18 protein-coding genes are annotated in these 18,904 nt (G+C 41.6%); 16 read left to right on the top strand and 2 right to left on the bottom strand.

The window, feature by feature from the left end:
• The first annotated feature begins 4 nt into the window (after nt 1–4).
• Nucleotides 5–547: a SpoIIIAH-like family protein gene (locus tag H540_RS0101800; RefSeq protein WP_028399150.1), complete on the top strand. Its 543-nt coding sequence runs from the start codon at nt 5–7 to the stop codon at nt 545–547.
• Nucleotides 548–619: 72 nt separating this feature from the next.
• Here the strand turns inward: H540_RS0101800 and H540_RS0101795 are convergent, their stop codons facing one another.
• Nucleotides 620–1,708, bottom strand: a complete 1,089-nt coding sequence (locus H540_RS0101795; RefSeq protein WP_028399149.1) for a citrate synthase/methylcitrate synthase — start codon at nt 1,706–1,708, stop codon at nt 620–622.
• A gap of 117 nt (nt 1,709–1,825) precedes the next feature.
• Here H540_RS0101795 and H540_RS0101790 point away from each other — a divergent pair, with 117 nt between their 5' ends.
• The 4 genes from H540_RS0101790 (at nt 1,826) to H540_RS0101775 (ending at nt 5,447) form a co-directional block, all read left to right on the top strand.
• Nucleotides 1,826–2,707, top strand: coding sequence for a LysR family transcriptional regulator (locus H540_RS0101790; RefSeq protein WP_028399148.1), 882 nt, complete (start codon nt 1,826–1,828; stop codon nt 2,705–2,707).
• Nucleotides 2,708–3,150: 443 nt separating this feature from the next.
• Nucleotides 3,151–3,636 carry an acetyl-CoA carboxylase biotin carboxyl carrier protein gene (accB, locus tag H540_RS0101785; RefSeq protein WP_028399147.1) on the top strand — a complete coding sequence of 162 codons (486 nt, stop codon included), beginning with the start codon at nt 3,151–3,153 and terminating at the stop codon, nt 3,634–3,636.
• A 43-nt stretch (nt 3,637–3,679) separates the two neighbouring features.
• On the top strand, nt 3,680–5,032 hold the full coding sequence (gene accC / locus H540_RS0101780; protein WP_028399146.1) for an acetyl-CoA carboxylase biotin carboxylase subunit: 1,353 nt from the start codon (nt 3,680–3,682) through the stop codon (nt 5,030–5,032).
• A gap of 22 nt (nt 5,033–5,054) precedes the next feature.
• Nucleotides 5,055–5,447 (top strand): Asp23/Gls24 family envelope stress response protein, encoded by a 393-nt coding sequence (locus tag H540_RS0101775; protein WP_028399145.1) that lies wholly within the window; start codon nt 5,055–5,057, stop codon nt 5,445–5,447.
• Nucleotides 5,448–5,669: 222 nt separating this feature from the next.
• On the opposite strand, the gene H540_RS0101770 is transcribed toward H540_RS0101775, so the two are convergent.
• Nucleotides 5,670–6,182: a GNAT family N-acetyltransferase gene (locus H540_RS0101770; RefSeq protein WP_028399144.1), complete on the bottom strand. Its 513-nt coding sequence runs from the start codon at nt 6,180–6,182 to the stop codon at nt 5,670–5,672.
• 287 nt (nt 6,183–6,469) lie between these two features.
• Between H540_RS0101770 and nusB the strand changes: the two genes are divergently transcribed.
• From nusB to spo0A, 11 genes are all read left to right on the top strand, one after another.
• The gene (gene nusB / locus H540_RS0101765; protein WP_028399143.1) at nt 6,470–6,862 is read left to right on the top strand and encodes a transcription antitermination factor NusB; all 393 of its coding nucleotides are present in this window, start codon (nt 6,470–6,472) and stop codon (nt 6,860–6,862) included.
• Nucleotides 6,863–6,883: 21 nt separating this feature from the next.
• Nucleotides 6,884–7,732, top strand: a complete 849-nt coding sequence (gene folD, locus H540_RS0101760; protein ID WP_028399142.1) for a bifunctional methylenetetrahydrofolate dehydrogenase/methenyltetrahydrofolate cyclohydrolase FolD — start codon at nt 6,884–6,886, stop codon at nt 7,730–7,732.
• A 25-nt stretch (nt 7,733–7,757) separates the two neighbouring features.
• The gene (xseA, locus tag H540_RS0101755) at nt 7,758–9,131 is read left to right on the top strand and encodes an exodeoxyribonuclease VII large subunit (protein WP_028399141.1); all 1,374 of its coding nucleotides are present in this window, start codon (nt 7,758–7,760) and stop codon (nt 9,129–9,131) included.
• Nucleotides 9,106–9,339 (top strand): exodeoxyribonuclease VII small subunit, encoded by a 234-nt coding sequence (locus tag H540_RS0101750; protein WP_028399140.1) that lies wholly within the window; start codon nt 9,106–9,108, stop codon nt 9,337–9,339. Before xseA ends, H540_RS0101750 begins: the two co-directional genes overlap by 26 nt.
• Entirely contained in the window at nt 9,336–10,223 is an 888-nt protein-coding gene (locus H540_RS0101745; protein WP_028399139.1) for a polyprenyl synthetase family protein, read from the top strand. The genes H540_RS0101750 and H540_RS0101745 overlap by 4 nt, the downstream gene beginning before the upstream one ends.
• 287 nt (nt 10,224–10,510) lie before the next feature.
• Nucleotides 10,511–12,403: a 1-deoxy-D-xylulose-5-phosphate synthase gene (gene dxs / locus H540_RS0101740; protein ID WP_028399138.1), complete on the top strand. Its 1,893-nt coding sequence runs from the start codon at nt 10,511–10,513 to the stop codon at nt 12,401–12,403.
• A 3-nt stretch (nt 12,404–12,406) separates the two neighbouring features.
• Complete coding sequence (locus H540_RS0101735; protein WP_028399137.1) at nt 12,407–13,246, top strand: TlyA family RNA methyltransferase; 840 nt, start codon at nt 12,407–12,409, stop codon at nt 13,244–13,246.
• 278 nt (nt 13,247–13,524) lie between these two features.
• Complete coding sequence (gene ahrC / locus H540_RS0101730; protein WP_028399136.1) at nt 13,525–13,974, top strand: transcriptional regulator AhrC/ArgR; 450 nt, start codon at nt 13,525–13,527, stop codon at nt 13,972–13,974.
• Between the two features lie 190 nt (nt 13,975–14,164).
• A complete protein-coding gene (recN, locus tag H540_RS0101725) occupies nt 14,165–15,904 on the top strand; it encodes a DNA repair protein RecN (protein WP_028399135.1) in 1,740 nt (579 codons plus the stop codon).
• A 100-nt stretch (nt 15,905–16,004) separates the two neighbouring features.
• A complete protein-coding gene (spoIVB, locus tag H540_RS0101720; protein ID WP_155890909.1) occupies nt 16,005–17,306 on the top strand; it encodes a SpoIVB peptidase in 1,302 nt (433 codons plus the stop codon).
• Nucleotides 17,307–17,641: 335 nt separating this feature from the next.
• Nucleotides 17,642–18,433 (top strand): sporulation transcription factor Spo0A, encoded by a 792-nt coding sequence (spo0A, locus tag H540_RS0101715; RefSeq protein WP_028399133.1) that lies wholly within the window; start codon nt 17,642–17,644, stop codon nt 18,431–18,433.
• Nucleotides 18,434–18,904 lie beyond the last annotated feature (471 nt).

Genomic DNA, 18,904 nt, shown 5'->3' with positions numbered 1-18,904 from the left:
ATTCGTGGTGAGAAAACAAACAGTTTGGTTATTAACAATGTTGAGTTTAGTGGTTGTATTATCTGTGTATTACGTAACAACGCCGGACGGACAAAAGTCCAATATGGTGAACAGTCCGATTGAGCAGCTGTCCAAAGAAAAGAGCGCTTCTGAAAAAGAGAGCAAAAAAGCTGGTGAAACAGCCGTTAAAACTTCCGGTGATGAACAATTTGCACAGCTTCGTCTAGAAATGGAAGATAAGCGCAGCCAAGCAAAAGAGCAGCTGCAAGAAGTACTGACATCTGTAAGCGCATCGGCTGAAGAAAAGAGCAAAGCGAAAGATGAGCTTCAGCAAATGGACGATTTATCGGCAAAAGAATCACTTGTTGAAACGCTTATTAAATCCGAAGGCTACAAGGATGCGCTCGTTCGTGCTGATGGAAGCGACGTACGCATCACAGTAAAGGCCGAGAAGCTTTCCACAAAAGAAGCAAATAAAATCATTCAGCTTGTAAAAGGGGAAATCGGGGCGAAGAATGTTGCTGTAAAATTTGACCCTGCAAAATAATAAAAGCCGCCGGAAAACCGGTGGCTTTTTATTATGTTCGAGATAAAGCGGGTTGCCGATTAAATGAGAGGTTCATTTTGTAATTTCGTTCATAAGAGTTCCTATATAACGGGATTCAGGACGAAAGATGGTGTTATCTGCCGCCTGCTCTAAAATATGTGCAGTCCAGCCGACAGTACGGCTCGCCGTAAAGGTCGGCGTAAATAAACTGGTCTCCATATCTAGAGCACGCATAACAGCTGCTGCATAAAACTCTACATTTGTATACAGCTTTCTGCCAGGCTTATATTGGGCAAGCAGCTTAATGGCTGTCGTTTCCACCTCTCCTGCCAATCGCAGCCAATCGTCATTTTTACCGGCGTGCGCTGTAATTTCTCTCAGCGCCTCTGCTCTTGGATCGCTTGTTTTATATACGCGATGACCGAAGCCCATAATGTGTTCGTTTCGTTCTAGCTTTTGACGCAGCCAAACTTCTGCACTGCCTTGCTCATTAATTTCGTTTAACATGTCGATTACGCCTGTCGGGGCTCCGCCGTGTAAGGGACCTTTCATAGCTCCGATCGCTCCTGAAACGGCTGCTGCCATGTCTGATTCCGTGGAAGAGATGACACGCGCTGCGAATGTAGATGCGTTCATACCGTGCTCCATCGTCAAAACCATGTAAGCTTCAAGCGCTCTTGCGTGGGATGCAGCCGGTACAGTGCCTGTTAACATATATAAATAGTTTTCTGCGTGGCGCAGTTCTGCACTTGGCTGCAGTGGAGAAAGCCCCCGTTCTTTTCGGTAGATAGCTGATATGATAACCGGTACAGCCGCTGTCAAGCGGATTGCTTGCTCAATGCTTGGCGTTTGTTCCGCCCCAAGTGCCGAAGCTGCAGTCAAAATTTGATTCATCATATCCATGCCTTTTGGCAGAGCTCTTATCACTTCATACACGTGAAAAGGAAGAATCCTGCCTTGACCGAGCGCTTGTGAAACCGTATGCAGCTCATGTGTACTTGGCAAATGTCCGTACCACAACAAATAAGCAACTTCTTCAAATGTATACTGCAAGGCTAAATCTTTTGCGCCATATCCCCGGTAAACTAAAATTCCGCGTTCTCCATCAATAAAGCTAATGGATGTTTCAGCTGCAATTACTCCCTTTAATCCTTTTTGCATTTTTTCATATTCTCCCTTTGATGAAATTACTTTCATTATATGTAATATAATTGATATAATATATTGAATATTTTTTATGATTTTGATCAATAATTTTAATCAGTTAGGAGGCGTGCAATGGAGCTGAAATGGCTTGAAACTTTCGTAAGCGCAGCCCGAACCGAAAACTTTCGGCAAACCTCGAACGAACTTTATATTTCTCAGCCGACTGTAACGGTTCATATTAAATTGCTAGAAGAGCACTTGGGATGCCGGTTGTTTGATCGAACAGGAAGAAAAGTGAAATTAACAGAAGAAGGAAGGCTGTTTTTATCACATGCAAAAGAGCTGATGCGCGTTCACGAAGCGGGAGTACAAGAGCTGCAGAGCTATATCCAAGGATATAGAAAACGCTTGGATATAGCGGTGTCTCCTCTAATTGCGGCATCTATCATACCATTTCTGTTAGCACGGTATGTCGAAGCCTTTCCTGAAGTGGAAGTGAATGTGCAGGTTTTAGAGTCAAAGGACATAGCTTCAGCAGTATTGAACGATGAGGTGCATATCGGTTTTTCCCGCATGCATGTGAATCATCAAGAATTGGCGTGCACCGTATTGGCTGAGGACAAAGTTATTCTGGTATCTCCCCATGACGGGCGAGACAGTGAATCTGCTCCTCCGCTTGAATTAGAGGATGTATTGCAGCAGTATATTATTTTAACTCATAATCATCCTGAATATTGGGATAATCTATTGGGGCAAGTAAAGCGTCAATACAAGAATGTCCGGACCATGGTTGTGTCTCAAGTGCATGTTACGAAACGTTTTATTGAAGAAGGGTTCGGCATTTCTTTTTTGCCTGAAACAACAGTGAGGCGAGAGCTTCTTGAGGGTAGATTATTAGAAGTGCACTGCAAAGATATCGTGCTGCCGACAGCGCGGACGTATGCTGTTGCAAAGCATCAGCGTTCAGCGGGGAATGCATTTTTGGAGTTTATTTCTCAGTTCAGATTATCGTGACTGTCTGGCATGAAAAAGGGTTTGTTCTTTAAATTGAACAAACCCTTTTGTTTATAATTAAGCTGAGAAATTCTTTCATACCAAACGGTTTTTTTATTCACTTGTATATTACTGCATGAAAACTATAATAATTGGATGTTGAGAGTCTATAAAGAGATTGTTAATAATTTAGGAATAATTTGTAAATAATATACAAATATGTCATCTGATACTGTATGAATGCGCAATATGATAAAATTTCCTATGAAGCGGTCTTGCCAATTTTGCATAACAGTTGATATTATTACTAGGTGATAAGGATAAGCCTAATAAAGGATTATTTGATTGCCAGCTGAATTGCTATTCGTTTATATGAATATAGTGAGGACGCGAAAATAATTGGAATTTTTAAAATTTTTATCGTAAGATGAATATGTAAACAAGTATATGGGAGTGGATCGTATATGTTTAAGATTCAAGAAGTGCGCGAATTGATTAAGCTAATAGACAACTCAAATATTGACGAATTCGAGTATGCAACCGAAGGCGCTACAATCAAGATGAAAAAACAGGCCAATACAGTGGTAACGTATGAAGCAGCGCAGCCGCGCGCAGCGGTACTGGAAGGAAAAGCAGCAGCTGTGGCAGAACCAGTGTCAGCTCCTGCTCCGGTAGAAGCTGTGAAGGAAGCGCCGAAGAAAGCAGAAGATGAAACACTACATAAAATCACATCTCCTATGGTCGGAACTTTCTATGCTTCCCCGTCCCCGGATGCAGCTCCTTATGTAAATGCAGGGGATCGTATCAATGAAAATACAGTCGTCTGTATTGTAGAAGCTATGAAGCTGTTTAATGAGATTGAAGCAGAAGTAAACGGTGAAATAGTAGAAGTATTAGTTAAGGATGGACAGCTTGTAGAGTACGGACAACCGTTATTTCTTGTGCGATAAAATGTTGCCGGATCTATAAAAGCGTAAGAAGGAGTTTTGTCGTATGATAAAAAAAGTATTGATTGCAAACCGTGGCGAAATTGCAGTGCGAATTATTCGGGCCTGCAAGGAAATGAATATTGAAACGGTTGCTATATATTCTGAAGCTGATAAAGAAGCGCTCCATGTGCAGCTTGCAGATGAAGCGTATTGTGTCGGACCCACTTCTTCAAAGGAAAGCTATTTGAACTTGACGAATATTATTAGTGTAGCGAAGCTTACGGGCTGTCACGCTATCCATCCCGGGTACGGGTTTTTAGCAGAGAACGCTGATTTTGCAGAGCTTTGCGAAGAGTGTAATTTAATTTTTATCGGTCCGAGTCCGCAAGCTATTTCCAAAATGGGTACAAAAGACGTGGCGCGTGATACAATGAAGCAAGCAGGGGTTCCTATCGTTCCGGGATCGAAGGGGATTATTAAGAGTACCGAGGAAGCGGTTGAACTCGCAGCGGAAATGGGCTATCCGGTTATTATTAAAGCAACGGCCGGGGGCGGCGGAAAAGGAATTCGTGTGGCCCGCAGCGAGCAGGAGCTTATTAAAGGCATCCAAATTACTCAGCAAGAAGCAAGTACAGCTTTCGGAAACCCGGGCGTATATATTGAAAAATATATCGAGGATTTCCGCCACGTAGAAATTCAAGTGATGGCAGATACACATGGGAATGTCATTCATTTGGGAGAACGTGATTGTACGATTCAGCGCCGTCTGCAAAAGCTGCTCGAAGAAACGCCTTCGCCGGTTCTTGATTCTGAAATTCGTCGGCAAATGGGGGACGCTGCTGTAAAGGCGGCACAAGCAGTAAATTATACAGGAGCAGGCACAGTTGAATTCATTTACGAGCATAAACAGAAAAAGTTCTATTTCATGGAAATGAATACAAGAATTCAAGTAGAGCACCCTGTTACTGAAATGGTAACGGGCGTTGACTTAATTAAAGAGCAAATCCGTGTAGCATCTGGAGAAAAGCTATCGCTTACCCAAGATGAAGTGCAATTTCAAGGCTGGGCAATTGAATGCCGTATCAACGCGGAAAACCCTGCCAAAAACTTTATGCCGTCTCCAGGAAAAGTACAGATGTACTTGCCGCCGGGAGGATACGGCGTGCGTGTAGACTCTGCTGTTTATCCTGGATACTCGATACCGCCGTATTATGATTCTATGGTGGCGAAGCTTATTACGTATGGAAAAACAAGAGACGAAGCTATTGCAAGAATGAAACGGGCATTAAGTGAGTTTGTAGTCGACGGTGTACATACAACAATTCCGTTCCATTTGCAGCTGCTCGATCATCCGGATTTTGTGAAAGGCGAATTCAATACGAAATTTCTTGAACAGCATGAGCTTATAACGCAATAATCAAGACAAGGAGGTTTTGCATATGGCTGAGAATATGCTGGATATGGGACAAGAAACAACACTTGGAAAAGTGGAGATTGCGCCAGAGGTTATTGAGGTTATTGCGGGGATCGCTTCTACAGAGGTAGAAGGTGTAGCTGCAATGCGCGGCAGCTTTGCAACAGGAGTAGTGGAAAAACTCGGTAAGAAAAACCATGGCAAAGGCGTAAAGGTAGAATTAACAAACGAGGGTATTCTTGTTGATGTGTACGTATTAATGTACTTTGGCGTATCAATTCCGACTGTTGCGCAAAAGATTCAAGATAACATTCGTCAGGCACTGCTGACAATGACTGGTCTTGAGCTGAAAGAAATCAATGTACATGTAGTGGGTGTGACGTTTGAGGCGCCAAAAACAGAATTAGAATCCATTTAATAAAAAGGTAAGAATTTATAAACTTCCGCAACAAGTTCCTTTGTTTACAAGCTATGCTGCTCGCAGTATACGACAAACGAATCAATCTGTATGTTTCGTTACAAACATAGGGAGGACAGCTAAAAGTTGCCTGTTACTACACGCAGCAGGCGCACTATGCCCATCTAAAAAAGGACTGAGCACGGGGTTTGCCGTGCTCGGTTTTTCTTATTCCGCGGCAGCTTATTTCTTAAATATGAGAACCATATGGTCTTCATCAATATATTGAGTCTCGTTAATCTTTAAAGATTGTTTTTCTGTGCCGTATGTTCGAAATCCGAATGATTCATACAGCTTTTTAGCTTTATCGTTGTGAGAGCCAACCATAAGATGAATTTGCTCCAACTCTGGAAGCTGCTGCTTAATGGTTTCCAGCAATGCGCTGATTAATTGCTTTCCGATCCCGCCGCCTTGACTGTCAGGATTAACGTACACGCCCCAAATTGTACCTTTATGCCTTATTTTCTCGCCTTTTTCTTGACGAAACCCGGCAATCCCAACGAGCTGCTCATTCATAAATGCACCTAATACAAAATGATTGTTTTCTTCAGGAAAGCTCTCCATTACCTCTCCGATCGGACGGCGGACGAATTCCTCGTAGCTGGCGCTAAACAGCTCGGGGTGCTCTCTAAGACCGTGCAAACGAAGCTCCCAAAAGTCATGTATTTCCTCTTTCGTAAGAATGCAAAACTCCATTTTTCTTCCTCCGCAGTAAGATTATAAACAGTTATAGTATCCAAAAACAAAAGAAGGTGTATGCGTAGTTCTAAAATATATGGAAAATCCGTACATTACCCGTACGGAGTAGATGGTAAGTTAACTTTTTGCGCGTTTTTCTGTAAGAAGAAGTGTATAAAACAAGGAAGTATGGTATTATCATGGTATTGTATAAACCACTATACTTCATACGATAAGCTGTACAACGCCTTATAAATTAGGGTACTATAACAAAACATAAGCATAAAAGTAAAAGGAGAGTTACGATGAAGCGTAGGACGGCTAGAGAAAGAGCGATGCAGGCCCTGTATCAAATGGATATTGCAAGCGAATTAGATCCGAAAACAGCAATAGAAAATACATTAGAGGAGACAGAAGAGAGCAGCGAATTTTTAGAGCTCCTTGTTACAGGCTGTACGGAGCATAAGGAAGAAATCGATCAGCTTATCGGCGCAAATCTCGAAAATTGGAAGCTTGACCGGGTGGGAACAGTGGACCGCAATATTTTGCGTGTGGCAGTATATGAAATGAAGTATATGAATGATATCCCTGACAGTGTGTCTATTAACGAGGCTATTGAAGTTGCAAAGGTATTTGGTGATGAAGAATCCCGTCGTTTTATTAATGGTGTATTATCAAAAGTAAAAGAAACGATATAACATTTATAGGAGGAATTGAACATGACAGCAGAACTTATTAAAGGATTGGAAATCGCAGAGAAAAAACGCAAGCAAATTAAAGAGAAAGTAGAAGAGCTGAAACAGCAAGGGATTACACCTGGGCTGGCTGTAATTTTAGTAGGGAATAATCCTGCATCTCGTTCTTATGTAACCGGAAAGGGAAAGGCAAGTGAGGAAGCTGGTATTTACTTTGAATTGATTGAAATGCCAGAAACTATTACAGAAGAAGAATTGCTCCAGGAAATTGACCGCGTAAATCATGATGAAAAGATTCACGGTCTTCTTGTACAGCTGCCTTTACCGAAGCATATTAATGAGGAAGCTGTAATTGAAAAAATTTCTCCTGAAAAAGATGTAGATGGATTTCATCCGATTAGCATCGGTCGTATGATGATAGGGCAGGATACATTCCTTCCATGTACACCTCATGGCATTATTGAGCTTGTAAAGGAAATGCAAATTGAGATGAGCGGCAAACACGTCGTTGTTATCGGGCGCAGCAACATCGTTGGAAAGCCGGTAGGTCAACTATTTTTAAATGAAAATGCAACGGTTACATATTGTCATTCTAAAACGAATAATCTGAAAGAAGTTGCCAAGCTTGCCGACATTTTAGTTGTAGCTGTGGGAAGACCAAAGTTTGTGACAGCAGACTACGTAAAAGAGGGTGCTGTTGTTATTGACGTTGGAGTAAATCGTTTGGAAACAGGCAAGCTTTGCGGAGATGTAGACTTTGATGACGTACAGCAAACAGCTGGCTATATTACACCTGTTCCAAAAGGGGTAGGTCCGATGACAATCACAATGCTTCTTCACAACACAGTGCTGTCTGCAGAATGTACAAAATAACTTGCATGAAGCAAAGGCGAGAGAGATGGAAAAACAATATTTAACTGTATCGGCACTGACTCGTTATATTAAAGTGAAAATGGACCGAGACCCTCATCTGCAAAATGTTTGGCTTAAGGGGGAAATCTCTAACTTTAAATATCATAGCCGCGGACATATGTATTTTACATTAAAGGACGAGCAAGCAAGAATTTCGGCAGTAATGTTTGCGGGAGCTAATCGGAATATTGCTTTCCGTCCTGAGGATGGAATGAAAGTGCTTGTGAGAGGACAGATCTCCGTATATGAAGCGGGAGGCAGTTATCAAATTTATGTCCAAGAAATGCAAGCGGATGGAGTGGGCAACCTTTATTTGGCGTATGAGCAATTAAAAGCCCGTCTTGAACAGGAAGGCCTTTTTTCACAAGCTTATAAAAAGACAATTCCGCCGTACCCAAGTACAATTGCAGTGATTACTTCTCCAACGGGAGCGGCTGTTCGTGACATCCTTACAACCATCAAGCGCCGCTATCCGACTGCGAATGTCATTGTGTTTCCAGCTCTTGTACAGGGAGAGTTTGCTGCTTCTTCCATTGTGCGTGCCATTCAACAAGCAAATGATATGAAAACGGCCGATGTTCTGATTGTCGGCCGGGGCGGCGGCTCTATTGAAGAATTGTGGGCGTTTAACGAAGAAAGTGTGGCGCGCGCCATCTTTGCGAGTAATGTTCCGGTTATTTCAGCAGTAGGTCATGAAACGGATTTTACTATTGCAGATTTTGTAGCGGACTTACGAGCGCCTACTCCTACTGCAGCTGCTGAATTGGCTGTTCCCAGTATTTTGGAGCTGGAAGAAAAAATAGCACAGCGAACTCTTCGTTTGCAGCGGGTTATGCGAGAAGCGATTCAGGGGAAAAAGGAGCGTTTGCAGGCACTGCAAACTGCATATGCGTTTCGTTATCCAAAACAGCTCTATGTGCAAAAGGAAGAGCAGTTAGATCGATTGCTCGAACAGCTTATGCAAGCAAAAGAGCGGTATATAGAGAGGAAATCGCATCGCGTGGAGCAGCTTGCTTTAAGTGTGCAAAAGCATCATCCTGCTCAAAAGATAGCAAGGGCTAAGGAGATTTCTGTTACACTTCGCAAGCAGCTTGAGAGGGAAATGAAAAATTCACTGCGCCAAAGTGAATATGCTTTTACAAGAGCGGTAGAAAAGCTGGAAGCGCTCAGCCCGCTCCGAATCATGATGCGAGGCTATAGCGTTGCTTATGATAATGAAAAACATATTGTCAAAAGCGTCAAGCAGCTGCAGCCGGGAGATGCAATTGCCGTTCAGTTGCAGGACGGTGTACTGGATTGTAATGTATGGGGAATTGAGGAGCGTGAAATAGGCGATGGAACCGAAAAAGCTAAGCTTTGAAGAGGCGATTGCAGAGCTTGAACAAATTGTGTTAAAGCTCGAGCAAGGAGATGTTCCGCTCGAAGAAGCAATTTCTTATTTTAAACAAGGAATGGAATTATCTAAGCTTTGCGATGATAAGCTCAAGAGCGTAGAAGAACAGATGACGGTCATTTTAAGCGATAATGGAGAACTTCGGCCGTTTCATGTCGGAGGAGAAGAAGCATGATAACATTCAATGCTTTTGCAAAAGAAAGCAAAGCTTTCATTGATGAACGAACAGTTGCGTACGTAAGTCGATTAGAAGCACCGTCTGTTTTAAAAGATGCCATGATATACTCGTTAGAAGCAGGCGGGAAACGGATTCGCCCTCTTTTGCTGTTCGCTACGCTTCATGCGTTCGGCAAAAAGAAGGAACTTGGCGCGCCGGCGGCATGTGCACTGGAAATGATTCATACATATTCCCTTATTCATGATGACTTGCCTTGCATGGATGACGATGACTTGCGAAGAGGGAAACCGACAAATCATAAAGTGTTTGGAGAAGCAATGGCGGTACTCGCTGGAGACGGATTGCTTACGTATGCGTTCCAAGTTATAGCATCAAACGATCACCCTGACGTCACTCCTGCGATGAATTTGCGGCTTATCGCGGAATTGGCTAAGGCTGCCGGTCCGGAGGGGATGGTGGCTGGACAAGTCGCAGACATGGAAGCGGAGGGGAAGATGCTGACGCTTGGGCAGCTTGAATATGTTCATAAAAACAAAACAGGCCGACTGTTAGAGTTTTCTGTACTAGCCGGAGCTATTTTGGCAAACGCTTCTCATGAACAGATTGAAAAGCTGTTGATATTTGCGCAAAACCTTGGTCTTGCTTTTCAAATTCGCGATGATATATTGGATGTGGAAGGAACGGAAGAGGAGATCGGGAAGCCGGTCGGAAGTGATGCAGAAAATAAAAAAAGTACGTATACTACTCTCTTCACGATGGAAGAGGCGAAGCAAATTTTACAAGAAACGGCTGCAAAAGCGAAGGATGCTGCAGCTTCTCTTGGATTGGCAGATGAATATTTGCTGGAAATTTGTGATGTAGTAGCAACTCGCAATAACTAATGGTTTACACTTCTTATACTGTGACGCTGCAATGGACTTTTGTTGAGCAATTTTTCATTTTATGATATAAATGAGACACAAAGGTTTTTCTTCTATAAGTAATCGGTAAAACTATATAGAAATGGTCGCCGTTATCACTTTGTGTTAGCGGCTATTTTTTCATATCGCACTAGATGAGAGCGCTGTATGCGAATCTCGCAAAAGAAGTGCTGTTTTCTTTCTAAAATCTTTTCTATAATAATACAAGTGATATGATCTTGATTATGAAATGAAAGTGAGTGGTCCTTGTGGATCTAACGCAAATTCAAAATCCGAACTTCTTGAAAGACATGTCTATCGAGGAGTTAGTTGAGCTAAGTTCGGATATTCGTCAATTTTTGATTAAAGAGCTCTCTACAACAGGAGGGCATATTGCTCCGAATCTCGGAGTTGTAGAATTAACAATTGCACTGCATAAAGTTTTTAATAGTCCGCAGGATAAATTTTTATGGGATGTAGGTCATCAGTCGTATGTACATAAAATTTTGACGGGGCGTGCAAAGGATTTTGGTACACTGCGCCAGTATAAAGGGTTATGCGGATTTCCGAAGCGCTGCGAAAGTGAGCATGATGTATGGGAAACAGGACATAGTTCTACATCGTTATCAGCAGCAATGGGGATGGCGCTTGCCCGTGACTTGAAGAAAACGAAAGAGTATATTGTTCCAGTTATTGGAGACGGGGCGCTAACAGGCGGTATGGCTTTGGAGGCCCTCAATCATATCGGCCATGAGAAAACAGATTTAACTGTTATTTTGAATGATAATGAAATGTCTATCGCGCCAAATGTCGGAGCGCTTCATAATGTTCTCGGCCGTTTGCGCACAGCTGGAAAGTACCATTGGGTCAAAGATGAGCTTGAGTATCTTCTGAAAAAAATTCCGGCTGTCGGCGGCAAGGTAGCTGCAACTGCAGAAAAACTGAAAGACAGTTTGAAGTATATGCTTGTTTCCGGTGTGTTTTTTGAAGAGCTTGGCTTTACTTATCTAGGACCGGTAGATGGTCATGACTTTAACAGCCTTTTCGAAAATCTTAATTATGCTAAGAAAACAAAAGGGCCTGTCATTGTTCATGTTATTACAAAAAAAGGAAAAGGTTATAAGCCTGCAGAAAGTGATGTAATCGGTACGTGGCACGGAACTGGACCGTATAAAATTGAGTCTGGTAATTTTGTAAAGCCGGCAAGTACACCGCCTGCCTGGAGTAAAGTAGTGAGCGAAACGGTACGTAAGCTTGCAAAAACAGATTCTCGTATTGTGGCCGTTACACCTGCTATGCCAGTCGGCTCCAAGCTTGAAAATTTTGCAAAAGAATTTCCAGATCGTATGTTTGACGTGGGGATTGCTGAGCAGCATGCCACCACAATGGCAGCCGGTCTTGCTACGCAAGGGATGAAGCCGTTTTTAGCGATTTATTCCACGTTCCTGCAGCGTGCATATGATCAAGTGGTGCATGACGTATGCCGCCAAAACCTAAATGTATTTTTCGGCATTGATCGTGCAGGCCTTGTTGGTGCGGATGGAGAAACGCATCAAGGTGTGTTCGATATTGCCTTCTTACGCCACTTGCCTAATCTTGTTATTATGATGCCTAAGGACGAAAATGAAGGACAGCACATGGTTTATACTGCGGTTAAGTATGATGATGGTCCGATTGCGCTTCGTTATCCGCGCGGCAATGGCTTTGGCGTTCCGATGGATCAAGAGCTTAAGAAAATTCCGATTGGAACATGGGAAACGTTACGTGAAGGAACAGATGCAGCAATTTTAACGTTTGGCACAACGATTCCAATGGCGATGGAAGCTGCAGGGATTCTTGAGGAATCGGGTGTTTCTATTAAAGTAGTGAACGCTCGTTTCATCAAACCGATGGATGAGACGTATTTGCATGACTTGCTTGGGAAAAATATGCCGATTATAACGATTGAAGAAGCATGTTTGGCAGGCGGCTTCGGAAGCGGTGTGCTGGAGTTTGCTCATGATAAGGGATATCATCACGCTACAATTGACCGTATGGGCATTCCTGATGTATTTATTGAGCATGGAAGTATAAATAAGCTCCTGGACGAAATCGGTTTAACAACGAAAGAGGTGGTGGAGCGTATACAAGCTTTGCTTCCAACCAAACAAAAAAGGGCGTAGTATATGAGTGTAAAGAAGGAACGAATAGATGTTTTATTAGTTGAGCAAGGGCTTGCAGAAACGAGAGAAAAAGCAAAGCGCGCCATTATGGCCGGGCTTGTGTATGCAAATGAGGAACGTGTTGATAAGCCGGGCGAAAAAATTTCAAGCGATACCCATCTGACAGTAAAAGGGCAAGTGATGCCTTACGTAAGCAGGGGTGGATATAAGCTTGAAAAGGCGCTGAAGGAGTTTCATATTGACCTGAAAGATAAAATCATGCTTGATATTGGTTCATCGACAGGCGGTTTTACAGATTGTGCGCTGCAAAATGGAGCGAAGCTCTCTTATGCGCTGGACGTAGGGTACAATCAATTGGCTTGGAAGCTTCGGCAAGATGAACGAGTTGTCGTAATGGAACGGACAAATTTCCGTTATGTTACACCAGCTGATTTGCAGCAAGGGTTGCCGCAATTTGCAAGTATTGATGTTTCATTCATTTCTTTAAAGCTCATTCTTCCTGTGCTAAAAACAATGCTGCTGCCGGGCAGTGATGTTGCTGCGCTCATTAAACCGCAGTTTGAAGCTGGAAGAGAGCAGGTCGGCAAAAAAGGGATTGTGCGTGATCGAAAGGTACATGCAGCTGTGATTGAAACGATTACAGCATTTGCTCTCCAAGAAGGATATGATGTGCAAAACTTTACGTATTCGCCTATTACAGGCGGAGACGGCAACATTGAGTTTTTGATTCACTTGAGATGGTACGGAGAACGAGAGATCGGGGAAAACCATTCCTTGACCACGCCTGATAGAGTGGTACAAGAAGCGCATGAAGCGCTAAAGCAAGCGGGAAAAGAGGAGTAACAATCGTTACTTCTTTTTTTATCTGCTTTTATATTTGTTACATGTAACAAATGGAAATAGGGAATAAATAGGATTTTTTTGCAAAAAAATACAGGTTTAAAGTTGGATAATTAGGAATTGAACATAAAAAATGAATAAATATAAACAATATAGAAATGAGTATGAAAAATTCAATTGTTCTTGAAAACAAATATGTACAATAAAGCATTTATCGGTTAACATGTAAGAGAGAAGTCAGCCTTGATAAAAATTTTCAAATGTGTGTGAGGTGCAATTGAATGAATAAGGGTCAGCGCCATATTAAGATTCGTGAAATTATTGCAAGCAAAGAAATTGAAACGCAAGATGAGCTAGTTGATATTTTGCGAAATGAAGGGTTTAATGTGACACAAGCAACTGTTTCGCGCGATATTAAAGAGCTTCACTTAGTAAAAGTGCCTCTGCAGGACGGAAGATATAAGTACAGTCTTCCTGCAGACCAACGATTTAATCCTTTGCAGAAGTTAAAGCGCAATTTAGTGGATGCGTTTGTAAAACTTGATATTGCCGGGCATATGATTGTTTTGAAAACGCTGCCAGGAAATGCTAATGCGCTTGGCGCACTAATAGATTATTTAGAATGGAATGAAATTCTTGGTACGATTTGCGGTGACGATACATGTCTTATTATCTGCCGTACACCTGAAGATACAACAGTTATATCTGACCGTTTCTTAAATATGCTGTAATTAGAAAGGTATTTTGTTCATTTTCTTAATTGAGAGGTCTGATGTCCTCTCAATTAAGAAAATAGAAAATGAACAAAGTGCTTTTCTTTTTGTATAAGGGGAAACATTAGAGAGTAAATAACATTTTCCTGTTGCAGATGCTTTCTCTTTTTTTTCAAATATGGTATTGTGTTAACGAGGTGAATGGGCATTGTTATCGGAATTGTCGATCAAAAACTTTGCTATTATAGAAGCATTAAATATTTCATTTGAAAAAGGTCTTACCGTTTTGAGCGGGGAAACAGGAGCTGGAAAGTCTATTATCATTGATGCTATCAGCCTTCTTGTCGGCGGCCGCGGTTCTTCGGAATTTGTGCGCTACGAAACGGATAAGGCTGAAATTGAAGGATTATTTTATTTGGACGATGAAAATCATCAATGCTTAGAAAAATTAAGGGAACTGGACATAGATGCTTCAGACGGCATGATGATTTTAAAGCGTGATATTTCTGCAACAGGCAAAAGTGTGTGCCGCATTAACGGGAAGTTAGTTACGCTAAGCATATTAAAGGAAATCGGAAAAACACTTGTTGATATTCACGGGCAACATGAAACGCAGGACTTGATGAATGAGGAACGTCATTTATTTTTACTTGATTATTTTGATGTGGACAATGTCGTCATGCAGCTTGAGCAATATCAGCAGTATTACTCACAGTATGAGCAGGTCAAGAAAAAGCTGAAATCGTTAACTGAAAATGAACAGCAAATGGCGCATCGCTTGGATTTAATTCAGTTTCAGCTTGAAGAGATTCGCAAAGCTGACTTACAGGCGGATGAAGATCAAGAGCTTATGGAAGAGCGCATTAAAATATCTAATTTTGAAAAGATTTACAAATCACTCAGTGATGCTTACCATTCTCTTGGAGGAGATAATCACGGTTTGGATCATGTACGCAATGCAATGAGCCAAGTGGAAGACATCTCGGATTTAGATGCTTCTTTGAAGGAAGTGCATGACACTATAGCAAATAGCTACTATTTGCTTGAGGAAGTAACATATCAGCTTCGTGAAAAGCTTGATATGATGGAGTATGATCCGAATCGTCTTGATTATATCGAAACAAGATTGAATGAAATTCGTATGCTGAAACGAAAATACGGCAATACTGTTGAAGATATTCTGGTCTATGCAGATAAAATAGAGCAAGAAATTTCCACAATTGAAAACAAAGACGTACATATTGAGCAGACAAAGAAACAGCTTAAGCAGCTTGAGGATAAAGTGCTGAAAGACGCAACTCGTTTAAGCGGCATGAGACAAGAACTGGCGCAGCGCTTAACGGACGCCATTCATCAAGAACTGCAGGAACTGTACATGGCCAAAACGAAGTTTGAGGTTATGATTACAAAAAATGAAGGTTCTATGGAAGACCCGCTTGTTGAGGGTGTCCCGGTGAAGCTTACATCCAGCGGCTATGATCAAGTGGAATTTTATATTTCCACAAATCCTGGAGAACCGTTAAAACCGTTATCAAAAGTAGCGTCGGGCGGTGAATTATCACGTATCATCTTAGCGCTAAAGAGTATTTTCAGCAAGCATCAGGGTGTAACATCTGTTATCTTTGATGAAGTGGATACAGGTGTAAGCGGCCGTGTGGCACAAGCGATTGCTGAAAAAATTCATCGCGTGTCCATCGGTTCACAGGTACTTTGTATTACGCATTTGCCTCAGGTAGCTTCTATGGCGGATACACACTTGTTTATACGGAAGCAAATTGTGAATGACCGTACAATCACATCTGTCGCAATATTAAATGAAGAAGAAAAAGTAACGGAAATTGCCCGCATGATTTCAGGTGTAGAAATTACAGACGTAACGACGCAACATGCACGGGAATTGCTTCAGCAAGCGCATCGAATTAAAGAGACAGCAGCGGCTATCCAATAAAAGGATAGCTTTTTTCTTTCTCCCAGTTATAAACGGCGTGAGACAAGGAGAAATTAAATGGTGAAGCCACTTTGGCTGAATGTGGGTAGGAGCGAGGAGAGTGAAAGGATTGAAGTTTGAGCAAATTCGAAAGCTGTTTGGTGCATTTCTCCTTGTTTCGCTTCTTGTAATAGGGTTTTGTAAACCTGTTCGAGAATTTATTGCAATTCCTGGGCATGTTGTTCTATTTGAAGGACAGCAGTCTCAATTATCATCTATTCCTGTATTTGAAGCAACATCTACAAATCCTTCCATTTTTACGGTGAAAGGTAAAAAAGAGCAAATGTCAGTTGATGCTCACGAAAGCGGTGAGGCAGACATGGTTCTTCAATTGGCTGGGTTTCCTGTTAAAAAAGTAAATGTAAAGGTACTGAAAGATTTCAAAGTGCTTCCTGGGGGACAATCCATTGGAGTAAAGCTCAATGCAAGAGGAGTGCTTGTTGTGGGACATCATCTTATCCAAACAGAAACAGGAAAAGTGTCTCCGGGTGAAATCGCAGGTATTAAAATAGGAGATATGATTACAGAAATTAACGGGAAAGAAATTGAGCGTATGAGCGATGTTGCTCCTTTTATCCAAAATAGCGGTAAAACGGGAGAACCATTGGACATTGTGGTTTTGCGTGATTCTAAATATATTCGTACGAAGCTTACTCCTGTAAAAGACAAAAGTGATCCTTCCTACCGCATCGGGTTGTATATTCGAGATTCAGCTGCCGGTATTGGAACAATGACGTTCGTTCATCCTGATTCGATGAAGTATGGGGCGCTTGGACATGTGATTTCGGATAATGATACGAAAAAGCCGATTCAAGTAGAGGATGGTCAAATTATGCGATCGACTGTTACGTCTATTCAAAGAGGGAGCAATGGCGATCCGGGGGAAAAGCTGGCAAGATTTTCTCCAGATCATGAGGTTATCGGGAATATAACATCGAACAGTCCGTTTGGTATTTTTGGCAAGCTCAATACAGATTTGAGAAACGGTATTATGGACGAAGCTCTTCCGGTTGCACTATCGAATCAAGTCAAAGAGGGGCCGGCAAAAATCTTGACAGTAATTGAAAAGGATAAAGTAGAAGCTTTTGACATTGAAATTATCAGCAGTGTTCCGCAGAAGTTTCCGGCGACAAAGGGAATTGTTGTAAAAATTACAGATAAACGTCTGCTCGAAAAAACAGGAGGTATTGTTCAGGGGATGAGCGGCAGTCCGATTATTCAGGACGGTAAGCTCATTGGAGCTGTCACGCATGTGTTTGTAAATGATCCGACTTCGGGGTACGGCGTTCACATTGAGTGGATGTTAAATGAGGCGGGAATTAATATTTATGAAAATTATGATCATGGAAAAAAGGCAAGCTGACAATCAGCTTGCTTTTTTACGCTGGAGGAAATTGCAGAAATATTTCTCACATGCCTGATTTTGTTGTAAAATAAAAGATAAGTGTTTATTTTGCTTCATTGCGTAAGATAAAATACAAGATGCTGTACCGCTGTTGCAGTAATAGCAAAAACATGACGAACAATTGAGAAAAAAGCCGAAAAAGAGAGAAAACGAAAGAAAATAAGAGGTTTTCATGATTTTTTAGTAAATTAAGTAAGTTTTAAAAGGATATTTCGAACGATTGTCGAAAACTTCATTCATGTAGCTTGTAGTTTCTGTAGGGAGAAACTCATTCGGGTAAGGGAGGAAAGGCTGTGGAGAAGATTAAAGTTTGTCTTGTTGATGACAACAAAGAATTAGTATCCATGCTAGAAGGGTATGTGTCTGCACAAGATGATATGGAAGTGATTGGAGTCGCTTATAACGGACAGGAATGTCTCGATTTGCTGAGGGACAAAAACCCTGATGTGCTTGTTCTCGATATAATCATGCCTCATCTTGATGGACTGGCAATATTGGAAAAGCTGCGCATGATGGATAAGCAAAAGCAACCGAATGTAATTATGCTGACGGCATTCGGCCAAGAAGATGTTACAAAAAAAGCTGTTGATTTAGGAGCGGCTTATTTCGTATTAAAGCCATTTGATATGGAAAATTTAACAAATCAAATCCGCCAAGTAAGCGGAAAATCAAGCGCAGTCGTAAAGCGCCCGCTTTCTGCGTTTCGTTCTGCAAGTACAGATGGAAAACCTAAGAATTTGGATGCAAGCATTACAAGCATTATTCACGAGATCGGCGTTCCTGCTCATATTAAGGGATATATGTACTTGCGTGAAGCAATTTCTATGGTATATAACGATATCGAGCTGCTCGGCTCTATTACAAAAGTGCTCTATCCGGATATTGCTAAAAAATATAACACAACAGCAAGCCGTGTAGAACGCGCAATCCGCCATGCGATTGAAGTGGCATGGAGCCGCGGAAATATTGAGTCTATTTCATCTTTGTTCGGATATACGGTCTCTATGTCTAAAGCGAAACCTACCAACAGCGAATTCATTGCGATGGTCGCCGACAAATTACGCTTAGAGCATAAGGCTTCTTGAAAGGGTTAGGATCAAGGGTTTTGAAACGTTGAGGGTTAACGTAAAGTTGCCGATAAACTTCTTTTCATACCGAAAAACATCGTGAATATTGTGCGATAAGCACCGTCTTTTATTGGTTTGTTAAAAACAAATCAATGAAAGGTGGTGCTTTTTGTTTTGACGGACTTTGAATTGCAGTTAGACAACTTCATGTTGTACTGTTCCAGTAAAAACCTTTCGGTCAAGACGTTAAAGAGTTACGAACAAACAAAGAAACGAAACAAGCAACTTTAGGGAATGAGGAAGGTTTAGAACTTACATGGGAATTACTGAGTCGTCTATTTAAAAGTGCTATGTTAATGACATTTATATATTAATTCATTTATAGTGCTTTCTTTTAAGGGGGCACGTTTTTTAGTTTGTAGAACGAGGGTGATATTCGTGAGGGGTCTATAAATTGTGTATATAGGATAGTTAAAGAAAGGGTGGAAA

The sequence above is a fragment of the Ectobacillus panaciterrae DSM 19096 genome (genome assembly GCF_000430785.1).
GTDB lineage: Bacteria > Bacillota > Bacilli > Bacillales > Bacillaceae_G > Ectobacillus > Ectobacillus panaciterrae.
This window is presented reverse-complemented; position numbering and strand designations above follow the sequence as displayed.